We start from the raw sequence: 11464 nt of genomic DNA, 5'->3' as shown, positions 1-11464 counted from the left end.
CCGGGGAGGGGTCCGGGGGGAACGGGAAGGCCCGACGGGAGGGGAAAGCGAGGGGGGTCCGGCCGCAAGGCCGGGCCCCATTCCGCTGTCCGCCCCCGCCCGCCCCGAAGCCGCCGGGCGACCCGCGCTTCCGCGCTCGACGCCGCCCGGCGACCCCGGTGGACCTGGACTTCCGCGCCGAGGGCCGCCCGGCGATCACCGGACGGCCCCCGCGTCACAGCGCGAGCATCGCCCGCGTGGGTACGCCCACGTCCGCGAGCGGCCGCAGCGCCAGCCGGATGAGCGCCAGCGCGTTGTCGTCGCCCGCGATGCGGTTGGCGCTGAGCCGTCCGCACGCGAGGCAGTGGTGGATGAGCATCCACTCCCCGTCCTGCCGCACGGACAGGCTCAGCGCCACCATCCGCCCGCGGCACCCCGCCGCCCGGTCACCCGGCACCCTGCCGTCCACGTGCAGGCTGACCAGACAGGACGGGCAGTGATTCCGGTGGGCGGTGCCCGGCGCCGTGAGCGGCACGTCGAGCCGGCAGCCGACGCACCGGAACGCGTCGCCGCGCGCCCCCGCAGGGCCGTGCAGCACGTCCTTGGGCCGTTGCGGACGGCGCTCCGAGGACCGCCGGGGTCCGCGCCGCGTCATCGGAGCCTCCCGCCCACGGTGCGTCCGCCGGCTCCCGTGAGGCCGAGGGGACCGGCTCCGGTTCCGCTCGCCCGGTTCACAGGTCACCGAAGGCTTCGAGCGGAAACGGCGGCTGGGCCAGCGGACGTACGGCCATCCGCATCAGGATCAGCTGGTTGTCGTCCCCGCAGACCGGGTTCGAGGTCAGCTCGTCGCACCGGGTGCAGCGGTGGACGACCATCCAGTCGCCGGTCCGCAGCACCGCGATCGAGATCGGGGCCATCCGGCCCTCGCAGTCGGAGCGGCCGCCCTCGACGTGGTCGACGAGGTGCTGGGAGTGCAGGCAGCTCGGGCAGTGGTTGCGCCGGCTGCCGTCGGGCGCGTACGCGGCGACGGTAAGTCCGCAGCGGACGCAGGTGAAGGTGTCCAGGGAGGACATCGGGGAAGGGGAGGGCATGGCTGAGCGGTGCTGGGGGTTGTCGTGTGACACCCGGATACTCCTTGCCGAAGATGAGGAACGAAGCAGCAGGGAAGTACCGAGCACCCTCGCGTCGGAGGCGTGCGCGCGGGGAGCGGGGCCGGACGGCTGCGCGATGTCAGCCGCTCGTGAGATGTCAGCAGTCGGTCGCGTACGGCGGCCGCGGACGGTCAGGCCCGGTCGCCCCGGCGCCACAGGCGCGACGAGGGAGGCTCGGAGTCACTGGCCGGGGCATACATCAACTGCTTTCCAGGGCTCACGCCCACAGGTCACCCGCGGTCGGACCCGCGGTCGAGGAGCGAGCACCGTAACAAGGGGGCCGCGCGACCGGCCACCGAATTACGCGCGGGGCGGAGGGGCCGGACGGCGGCCGGGGCGAGCGGGACCGGATGGCCGGGGCGACCGGGGCCGGGGCGACCGGGGGCGCGGCGGCCCCGGGGTGCGGCGGCCTCGGGGTACGGCAGCCCCGTAGTGCGGCAGCCTCTGGGCGCGGCGGACGGTCTCCGGTGGCGGTCCCCGTCCGTTCGCGTGGTCTGCCGTCTCCGGGGTACCCGGCGCCCATGGCCACCTCGAAGCGTGTTGCTCTCGCACCCCGTGCCGTACGGCAGTTGCGGCGTATCCGTCCGGTCTACCTCGGCGGGATGCTCATCTCCCTGCTGGTTCTCGTCCTCCAGGCGGACCGGGACGCGGGCGGCCGGCAGGCCGAGATCGCGGGGGTCTTCCTGCCGGCGTTCACGGCGCTGTTCGCCCTGACGGCCGTGCGGCTGCGGCGGCACGAGCGGACCGAGCACTGCAGTACGGCGAAGAAGCTGACGCCGTCGGTCTGATCCGGTCCGAGCTCCGCGCCGGTGCCTTCCGGGGGCCGGCCCCCACCTCGGCCTCGGGTGGCCACCTCCGGCCCACCGCCCGACTTCGACGCGCTGTGCGCCGGGTGCCTTCAGGAATGAAAATTCTCGCCATTCCGGAGCGTTTCCGCAGGTGAGGGCTGGCGACACAGGTCTAGACCGAAGGGCCTCTTTACGCCTCTCCCGGTCCGTGCATTACTCGTGACATGTCCATGGCCATCCGATTATCGGATGGCCATGGCTCTCTCCCATCCACGTGCCCGGAGGCAGCCATGTCCGCGTACCGTTCTCCGTCCCGCCGTCTCAAGAGATCCAGGAGGGCCCTGACCGCAGCCGGTGCCCTCGGCGCCGCCGCCGCGCTCATCCTCACCGGCGCGGGCCCGGCCGCCGCCGCGCCGCCCGCGCCCGACCAGCCGGTCCGGCAGGGGCAGGCGTGGATGGGGGCGGGCACCCGTATCGAGCAGGGCCCCGCGTCCACGGCCGCGGGCGGCGTGACGCCGATGGACACCAGCGGTGTCCAGGGCATCGACGTCTCCCACTGGCAGGGAGCGATCAACTGGGGGTCGGTGAAGGCCGCGGGCATCGACTTCGCCTACATGAAGGCCACCGAGGGTACGAGCTTCAAGGACAGCCGCTTCAGCGCGAACTACACCGGCTCCTACAACGCCGGCCTGATCCGGGGCGCGTACCACTTCGCCCGCCCCGACATCTCCAACGGCGCGACGCAGGCGGGCTACTTCGCGAGCAACGGCGGTGGCTGGTCCAGGGACGGCAAGACCCTCCCCGGTGTGCTGGACATCGAGCACAACCCGTACGGAGCCATGTGCTACGGCCTCTCCACCACGCAGATGCGCACCTGGATCAACGACTTCTACAACACCTACAAGGCCCGCACCACGCGGGACGTCGTCATCTACACCACGGCCAGCTGGTGGAACACCTGCACCGGGAGCTGGACCGGCATGTCCACCAAGTCCCCGCTCTGGATCGCCCATTGGGGCGTCGCCAGTCCGAACGTCCCCAGTGGGTTCCCCACATGGACGATCTGGCAGTACACGGCCACCGGCCGGGTCGGCGGAGTCTCCGGCGACGTGGACCGCAACAAGTTCAACGGCACCATGACCCGGCTCCAGGCCCTCGCCAACAACACGGCGTAACGGCGCGCCTTCTCGCGGCGGCCGGGTGAGCCCGCCCCCGGCTCACCCCGCCGCACCGCACCACCCGCGCGCCGCACCCCCACCCCCACCCCGCCGACGAACGCCCCAGCGGGTCCGCCGCCCCCACGCCAGGAGTCAGCCGTGAAGCTCCCCCTTCCGTCCCGTCGCCACGTTCTGCTCGCCGGGGCCGGTGGTCTGGCCGCCGCCGCCCTCCCCGGTACGGCCCACGCCCTCACCCGCGCCCGCGCCCGCGACGTCGTCGAACCGGACATCGACAGCACGGTCCAGTGGAAGGCCCGCGCGCCGCAGGGCCCGATCGCGCTGGTGGGGAAGCGGCCGACGATGATCGTCGTGCACCACACGGTCAGTGCCAACACCTCGGACCTCTCCCGCGCCCAGGCCCACCGCCACGCCCACTGGGTGCAGGACCTGCACATGGACAAGAACGGGTGGAGCGACACCGGTTACCACTTCCTCGTCAGCCGGGGCGGCTGGATCACCGAGGGCCGCCACCAGAGCCTCGGCACGCTGCGCGGCGGACGGGACTTCGTCATGGGCGCGCACACCTCGGGCCAGAACGGCGTGGGCCTCGGGATCGCCAACGAGGGCGCGTACCACGACGGCGCTCAGCCACCGAGCGCCCAGTGGGAGGTCCTGGTGGCGCTGTGCGCGTACGCCTGCCACCAGTACGGCATCGCGCCGAGCCGCATCTACGGTCACAAGGACTTCGGCGACACGCTCTGTCCAGGGGTGCTGCACGACAGGCTGCCGCAACTGCGCAGCGAGGTCGCCGCGAGCACGGGCTGAGCGGACGCGCCCTCGACGGCGGGGGGCCGCGCTTCAGACGGACCGGGCGGGGAACGCGCCACCCTTGACCGCGGCGACGAAGGAGGGGAGGGGAGAAGACGACGGCCGGACCGGCGGCGGCCTTGCTGTCATGGACGGGGACGGCGGCGTGGCCGTCCGTGACGTCGAAGCGCTCGCCTTGGTCCCCGCCGCTGTAGCCGGACTTCGAACCAGCCCGTGGGAGTGGACGGGTCCGCGATGCTCCGCCTACCGCCGACCATGTTCGTGCTCCTCCGCTGCGGCCCGCACGCGAGCCACCGACTACTGGTGCGACAGCGCATCGCGCAGAGCGAGATCGTAGGCCGGGCGGCTGGACGTCACCCAGCGCGGTCGTCCATCACGGTGCCCGTCCGGAAGCCGTCGGCATACGCCACCGGTGCGTCGTGGGGGACGGCACCGGCCGCGTCTCGCGGATGGCCGACGACGTCGAGAGCATCCAGCTGGACATGCGGACGAACTCCCCGGCCACGCCGCCGACCTGCTGGCCGACGAGGCGTCCACCGGGGAGCGGGTCAGATTTCTCGCCGGCCGGCTGCCCGAGTCTCCGGGGCAGGTCGTGCGCGTCGCGGAGAGCAGAGAGTCCCGACCGGAGGCGGCACACGCTCCGCCAGAACCTGCGTCCGCGCCTCAGCCTCGGTCGAACAGCGGGACCAGACCGTTGATCCGGATCCCCAAGAGGGCGACGGTCAGCAGCCCGTCGACTCTCACCTCCACCACCCCCCCGGCTTGGCCGGTTGCCCCGGCCCCGGTACACGCGGTGGGGCGGCGCCACCGGCGCCGCCCCACCTTTCACCGAACTGCTACAGCCGCTGGGTCAGACCCATGTCTTCCCCTTGGCGTTCGACTTCAGCTTGTGCTTCTTGACCTTGTCCTTGCAGAGCCGGCAGGCGGTCTGCTTCGCCTTGCCGTAGGTCCAGGCAGTGATCTTTCTTCCCACACTCCTGCCGACCGTGTTGTTGTAGGAGTCGGCCTTGGAGTCGCGCTTCGCCGCCGCGGATTTGCCGGCGTTCCTCTCATGCGCGTTGCCCAGGGCCTTGGCCAGGTTCGACCCGACCGACCAGGTGAGCATCGCCTGCCAGATGCAGTGGCGGTAGGCGTTCTGCTTCGCTCCGTTCGAATACCTCTTCTTGGCCTCGCTGAGCGCCCAGCTGGTTACGTAGATCATGTCCGCGCACCACAGGAAGAACAGAGCACAGATCGCGGCTTCCGGTACGAGCCCGCCGATGGCGTAGTTCCCGCTGACGTCGTAGCAGTTCACCGGGTCACCGAAGCAGTAGTCGTAGGAGCTGGCGTTGCCTCCCACGACACGGTCGGTGGACAGGAACCGGCCCGTGGCCGAGTCGTACAGGCGGACCCCCATCAGCGTGGCGGTGCTCGGCGTCTCCGAGGAGCGTCGCTCCGCGCCGATCCAGCCGTACCGGGCCGGGTCGGTGCCGGGAAGGCGGTTGCCGTACTCGTCGTAGCTGTTGACCACCGGAGTCGTGGCGTCCACCAGCGGAATCTGGGTGGCCACGTCGCCGTGGATGTTGGTGAGCTGGAGCACCACGTCACCGGTGGCGCTGGTCGTGGCGATCAGGTCTCCCGTCAGGTCCGACAGGTTCCGGGTGATCCTGCTGTCGCCCTCGCTGATCCACGTGGGGTTGTCTCCGTCGGACCCGTAGTGGTTGCGCTTGGTCGAGGCCGTCGACCAGGTCCCGTTGTCGTCCTTGTTCTCGGTCGTGAACGAGGCGAGCCGGCCGGCCGCGTCGAGGTCCCAGGTGGTGCGCTCGGAGCCCGCCGTGATCTGGCGGACGAGATCGTTGGCGAAGTAGGAGTTCTGGGCTCCGCTCCGCTGGGCGGTGGTGCGGCCGAAGGCGTCGTAGACCGTACCGGCGGCGATCAGCCTGTCGGCTGTGTCGTACGTGGAATCGGTCGTCGTCACGGTGGGTGCGCCGCCGTCCACGTCGTCGACCGTGGTCACCAGGGACGTTCGGTTGGTGTTGGCGTCGAACCCGTAGCCGCGATGGGTGGTGACACCGACCTGGGTGTCGTCGGCCTTGGTCAGGCGCCCTGCCGCGTCGTAGGAGTAGCTCTGGTACGCGCCGCCCCCCGTGTAGGTGGTGCGGGAGACGACCTGGCCGTGGATGTTCTCACTGATCGACTCACCCTGGACGGTCCAGCCGGACTCCCAGTGCCAGAAGCGTGAGGTCTCGTTCCCCGTGGGGTCGAGGTTGTACTCGACGCTCATGTTCCACGGCAGCTTCTGCTTGTAGAGGCGACCGTCGGAGTCGTAGAAGGCGGTGACGTCGCCCGTGCTCCCGAGCGCGGAGTCGTGCATTCCGGTCGGCAGACCGGTCAGACTGTCGTAGCTGTAGGTGGTCTCCGAGGGAACCGAGTCGGTCTTCCGCGTCACCCGGTCACGGCGGTCGTACTCGGTGCGCGTGACATTGCCCGCACCGTCGTCGTACGAGATCTCACGGCCCAGCCTGTCGGTGACGTGGCGCACGGTGCCGGCCCCGTCCGAGACGGTGACGGCCTGCCCGTTGGCCGGGTCGTAGGTGATGGTCTGCGTCGGTACAGCGGTGCCGACCCCTCCCGTGATCGTGCTCTTCGTTCCGCGCCCGGCCGCGTCATAGGTGGTGACCGTGGTGCGCGTCACCCCGTTGGCGGTCTCGGTGACCTTGGCCACCTGGCCCAGGCGGTTGTACTCCAGGGTCTTGGTGGGCAGTTCGTCGGGGTTCGAGCCGCCACCGGCGATCTTGCCCGCCGGGCCGCTGGAGCAGAGCAGGTCCGCCCATTCAGGGCGCCCGGCGCAGTCGCCGGTCCCGCCCGCGGCCCAGTAACGGGAAACCACCGTCCCGGCGTCCGCTCCGTTGGACTTGGGCTGCATGTTCTTCACGATGCGGCCCTGGGCGTCGAATTCGGAGGAACGGGTCAGCTTGAGCCCGTTCGGGTCCGTGACCGTGGCGGTGGGAAGACCCTTGGCCCAGTCGTAACGGGTGGTGGTGGTACGGACATCACCGTCGTTCGGGTAGCCCTCGACGAACGCTCCGGTCGCCGTGGTGGTCGGCTGGTCCGCCACCCGGGCCGATCCATCGGTGGGACGGCCTTCGTCGTACCGGGTGATGGCGTGCTCGCGCGCGGCCACCTGGGTTCCGGCCGTGATGGTGGGGCTGTCGGCGTCGCCCTGGAGCTGGTGGGTCAGGGTGACCAGGTGGAGCGGGCCGTACTGCTGCAGCAGCCGCTTGCCGTCGGCGGAGAACTCCGAGACCGTGGCCAGCTTGTGGGCACGTTCCGGCGGCGAATCGGCGAGGATGCCGAGTTCGCTCTGTGTGGTGACCTGGTAGTCGGCGTTGCCGAGTGCGAGTTCGCGGTTGGTGGCACCCAGCTCCAGGACGACGTTGCCGAAGGAGTCGTACTGGGTGGTGGTCAGGTGGCGGCCGGGCAGGCCCGTGTTGACCTGGAGGCCCGAGGCATTGGTGTAGGTGGTGGTCGCCTTGTCGTAGTCGGCGGCTCCGAGGTCGTTCCCGTTGTGCGAGGTGGGCACCTGGTCGGCCGGGAAGACGGCGGTGGCGTCCGTCGGCGCGTCCGTCTGGCCCCACGTCCTGGCTTCGGCCGGGGAGAGCTGGTTGGGCGCCTTGTCGCCGGAGAGCGGCACGTCGTAGACCAGTGAGGTGGCCGAGGTGCCGCCGTCGGTCTCGTCCTTGCTGCCCGGCTTCAGGGTCGGCCGGGACACGGAGAGCAGCATGCCGTCGCCGGCGACCGCGCTGGAGCCGGCCTTGCCGTACGAGAAGGTCCACGGCAGCTCGCCCGGCGGGGTCTGGGTGATCACGCGGCCCGCGCCGTCGTAGGTGTAGTACGTCTTCAGCGCGGGGGAGACCCGCGGGTCCCACTGCTCGCGCAGGCGTCCCGAGGCGTCGTACGCGTAGTTCGACACCACCGTGGCCGTGGCGTTCGCCGCGCCGGGGTCGGTGGACCACAGGCGGATGCGGGCGACCTGCCCGGCGTAGTCGCCCGTCGTGCTCCCGGTCGCCGTGGTCGTGGTGGCGTACTGGTACTCCAGGATCCGGCAGCCCTTGGTGGAAGGGGTCGCCGCACACGTGGCGTTGGTGACCGCCGAGGTGGGGGCGATCACGTACTTCGGGCGCGCCAGGACGGCGTTGCCCACGACGACCTTCTCCGAGATCAGAGAGGTCGTGGAGTTGTCCGTGGGGAGACTGCTCTGGGAGAGCTGCCAGATCGTGGCGGCCGTATCGATCTTGGTGAACTGGGAGACGGTTCCCTCGGTGTCCTTGAGGGTGAAGGAGCCCGTCAGGCTGCCCGTCAGCGTGAGGGCCTCGGCGCCCTCCTCGGGCTTCCAGCCGCCTCCGCTCGTCGCGGTGAACCCGGTCTCCTCGCCGTCGATGTCCACCACCGCGACCGAGGTGTTCGACGTCTTGCGCAGGTACAGCGATTCGGTGGCGGAGAGCTCCGCGGCAGCGCCCGCGGTCCACTGGGGACCGAAGATGGCCACCTGGCCCTCCTGCTGTCCGCCCTCGGAGGGCCGGCGCGAGGAAGCCGTGCGGCCGGCCGTCAGACCGAAGGCCGACGTGTCCGTCTCGGTCAGCACGAAGTCGCCGGTGAGCATGTTGACGGCACCCGGACCGACGTCCTGGGTGGGCGCTGCGCCCGCCTTCCGGTCGACGGTGATCGAGGTGGCGGGGGAGGCGTCGGTGCTGGTGCCGTCGGTGAAGACCGCACGGACGTGGATGGGACCGTCCTCGGCGAGGCTGCTGGTGATGTTCCACACCAGCGCCTCGGGAAGGCCACCGGTCACCGCGGCCGGCCAGGAGGCGAGGGCGGTGTTGTCCGCCCGGTGGCGCACATCCGCGAGCGGGACGTCCTTCCAGGCATCGGTCTCGCCGCGCCGGTACTGGTAGCGCACCCCGGTGTCGGAGGTCTTGCCCTGCCCGGACAGCACGGTCCGCCGTGCCGGACGGTCGCCCTGGCCCGGCGAGAGCAGGGCCGCACCCGAGCCGGCGAAGAAGGTGAACGAGGTGGTGGCGGAGACATTGCCGGCGGCGTCCCTGGAGCGTGCCGCCAGGGTGTGCTTGCCCGCGCGGAAGACCGGTGCGGCCGTCACTGCCGAGCCGGTGGTGGCGATCGACTGCCACGCCCCGCCGTCCAGCTGCCACTGGACCGACGTCACGTCCGTGGCCGGGGGATCGAGGGTGAAGTCGCCGCCGAAGTCCCCGTTGCCGTCCGGGGTTCCGGACCACTGTCCGGCGGGGAAGTCGCCCGAGGCGACCGTGGTCGCGGCAGGGGCCGTGGTGTCCACGACCAGGGTGCGGAACGTCGACCAGGCGCTGGTGGCGGAGCCGTCGGTGGCCCGCACCCGCCACTTGTAGGAGCCGGCCGGCAGTGCGGTGGGCGTCCAGTCCGCCTGGGCGCCCGAGGCGCCCGCCGCGCTGTTGCCGGTGCGCAGGGCGGAGGTGCCGGTGGAGGTCCACACCTCGTAGTTCAGGGTGACCGGCGAGCCGTCACCGTCCAGGGACTTCGCCGAGAGCGTCGGGGTGGTGTCGTTGGTGGCGGCTCCGGCAGCCGGGGCTATGAGGGTCGGCAGATCGGGGACGGAGTTGTAGGTCACCGACAGATAAGGGGTGTTGGAGGCGGCGTTGCCGGAGTTGAAGCGCTTCCAGCCGGCCGGGTCGCTCTCGTTCGTGGCCCGCAGTCCCAGGTGGTTGCTTCCGTTGCCGTTCCCCGCCCACGCCTTCGCCAGCGAGGTCACGTCCGCGTTCACCCAGCCGTCGTTGCAGGCGCTGGAGAAGCCCTTGGTCTGGGTGCTGGTGGCGTACTTCGTCGTCCAGGCCGGTTGCTCGGTCCAGCGCGACCCGGTACCGGCGGATCCGGTCGACCACACCTCCCAGCTGGCCGGGGTGCAGGACCAGGAGTGGTACGAGAACAGGTTCAGCTTCGCCGCTGTGACCTGCTTGCCCGTGATGTTCTTCATCGGGAACGAGAGGAACGACCGGGCCACCTGCGAGGAACCGTTGTTGCCGAGCTTGAGGTCCGTCGAGGCCGACTGGTCGGTCGTGTAGCCCTGTTGGACGAAGGTGTCGAAGCCGGCCCCTACGCTGATCGCGGGATCGATCGTCACGGGGAACCGCGTCGAGGGGTCGGCCAGGAACTTCGCGTCCGGCGTCAGAGTCAAGGTGACGGTGTCGCCGTCCTGGACCACCCTCACCGCCACCGGGGCGGTGCGCTCATGCTCACCGGACGACGCGTCCACCCTCGCGTCCCACATCACGGGCGCGGGCATGGTTCCCACGGGCCTGCCCTTGGCGTCCTTGAAGGAGACCGATCCGTCCGGGTTCGCCTTCGCGGTCAGACCCTTGGCGGTGAGGCTGTAGGCGATGGCACCGCTCGCGTCCACGGCGGAACGATTCTTCAGCTCCAGGAACTGCTCGTAGCCGCTCCGCGTCGACTCGATCAGGAGGTCCGCGGAGGGGAGGGCGTCCCGGTACCGGGCGATGGTGTTCTCCTCGCCCTCGATCTCCGGTGCGGGCAGCGCCCCGTACCAGCCCAGCTGGATGCGCTGACCGGTCCGGCCCTCGAGCGTCACCAGGGGGACGCCGGCCGTAGCGGTCTTCCTGCCGGTGCTCTTCAGCCCCTTGGGGGCCGCGCTCCGGCCGGCCAGGCGCAGCCCGTGGGGGTGTCCGCGGGCCTCGATCGAACTGTCCCCGAGCCGCTGCAAGGAGATGTCGACGTCCTGCCACTTGCCCCGGTCGTCCTTGAACCGGACCGGCCCGGCGTATGCCTCCTCGGTCACCGAACCGTTCGGGTTCACGTACACCGTCGAGGTCTCGGTACGTACGTCCAGCGCTTCGATCCGACGGTTCTGGATCTTCGCCTTCAGGCGTGCGGCTGCCACCGACCCCGCGGTCGGGGACCCGAGGTCCTTCGCGCCGACGGCCTTGCCGGCAGGGGCGGCCGAACGCTCGACGCCCATCGCCAGGTTGGCCGTTCCGACGATGACGGTGGCTTCGAACGCCATCGTCAGCGCGACGGCCGCGGCCACCGGACGCAGGCGGCTCAACTGTACGGAGGGCAGGAAGGGTTGAACGGACGGTGCGTTCGGTCTTCTTCCTGGCCGCAGGAACTTGCCTGTCACTCTCACTCCTCGCACGTGGTGCGGGGTGGAACCCCGCATGCACATGAGATCCTCACATGTCGCACACAGGTGTCAGCGAGATGTGAAGCGGAGTGAGTGCTTCCTCGGGAGGGTGCTCCGGACCGCCTACGGGACATCCCAGTCATCCGGTCGAGAAGGAGGGGACGATCGCGGAGAAAATGATCACCTGAGGGTGTGTGACGTGCGGTCATTTTTTTTGCCGATTCTTGACCTTCCCGCACCCCTCCTCCACGCGGAAAAGCCTCACCCCGGCCGAATGGCCATCAGATATGCCGTGTGCAGGTGAGGTTGAGCCGCTCGGAGCCGGAAATCTCGCTGAGAGCGAGGCCGGTGACGGCTGCGGCGGTGAGGCGCGGAGCGGCCGGTGGTGAGCCG

6 protein-coding genes are annotated in these 11464 nt (G+C 70.6%); 3 read left to right on the top strand and 3 right to left on the bottom strand.

The genetic code is table 11. The features are described from left to right. Window positions 1-214: 214 nt before the first annotated feature. Window positions 215-634 carry an RNHCP domain-containing protein gene (locus tag QFZ71_RS09185; RefSeq protein ID WP_307667767.1) on the bottom strand — a complete coding sequence of 140 codons (420 nt, stop codon included), beginning with the start codon at window positions 632-634 and terminating at the stop codon, window positions 215-217. A gap of 76 nt (window positions 635-710) precedes the next feature. Further along, on the bottom strand, window positions 711-1070 hold the full coding sequence (locus tag QFZ71_RS09180; RefSeq protein WP_307671383.1) for an RNHCP domain-containing protein: 360 nt from the start codon (window positions 1068-1070) through the stop codon (window positions 711-713). Window positions 1071-1651: 581 nt separating this feature from the next. On the opposite strand from QFZ71_RS09180, the gene QFZ71_RS09175 reads away from it, so the two are divergent. The 3 genes from QFZ71_RS09175 (at window position 1652) to QFZ71_RS09165 (ending at window position 3900) form a co-directional block, all read left to right on the top strand. Beyond that, window positions 1652-1918 (top strand): hypothetical protein, encoded by a 267-nt coding sequence (locus tag QFZ71_RS09175; protein WP_307667766.1) that lies wholly within the window; start codon window positions 1652-1654, stop codon window positions 1916-1918. Between the two features lie 290 nt (window positions 1919-2208). Next, window positions 2209-3093 carry a lysozyme gene (locus tag QFZ71_RS09170; RefSeq protein ID WP_307667765.1) on the top strand — a complete coding sequence of 295 codons (885 nt, stop codon included), beginning with the start codon at window positions 2209-2211 and terminating at the stop codon, window positions 3091-3093. 141 nt (window positions 3094-3234) lie between these two features. Beyond that, entirely contained in the window at window positions 3235-3900 is a 666-nt protein-coding gene (locus QFZ71_RS09165) for a peptidoglycan recognition family protein (protein ID WP_307667764.1), read from the top strand. 853 nt (window positions 3901-4753) lie between these two features. Here the strand turns inward: QFZ71_RS09165 and QFZ71_RS09155 are convergent. Next, window positions 4754-10993, bottom strand: coding sequence for a DNRLRE domain-containing protein (locus tag QFZ71_RS09155; RefSeq protein ID WP_307667763.1), 6240 nt, complete (start codon window positions 10991-10993; stop codon window positions 4754-4756). Window positions 10994-11464: the final 471 nt, after the last annotated feature.

The organism is Streptomyces sp. V2I9, from assembly GCF_030817475.1.
Taxonomy (GTDB): domain Bacteria; phylum Actinomycetota; class Actinomycetes; order Streptomycetales; family Streptomycetaceae; genus Streptomyces.
Note: the sequence above shows the minus strand (reverse complement) of the source record. Positions and strands in the feature narration are given on the sequence as shown.

What these genes read in the sequence shown, in the direction of transcription:
- QFZ71_RS09170 (WP_307667765.1), top strand. Translation starts at nt 2,209, where the DNA reads ATGTCCGCGTACCGTTCTCCGTCCCGCCGTCTCAAGAGATCCAGGAGG.
- QFZ71_RS09175 (WP_307667766.1), top strand. Translation starts at nt 1,652, where the DNA reads ATGGCCACCTCGAAGCGTGTTGCTCTCGCACCCCGTGCCGTACGGCAG.
- QFZ71_RS09180 (WP_307671383.1), bottom strand. Translation starts at nt 1,070, where the DNA reads ATGCCCTCCCCTTCCCCGATGTCCTCCCTGGACACCTTCACCTGCGTC.
- QFZ71_RS09185 (WP_307667767.1), bottom strand. Translation starts at nt 634, where the DNA reads ATGACGCGGCGCGGACCCCGGCGGTCCTCGGAGCGCCGTCCGCAACGG.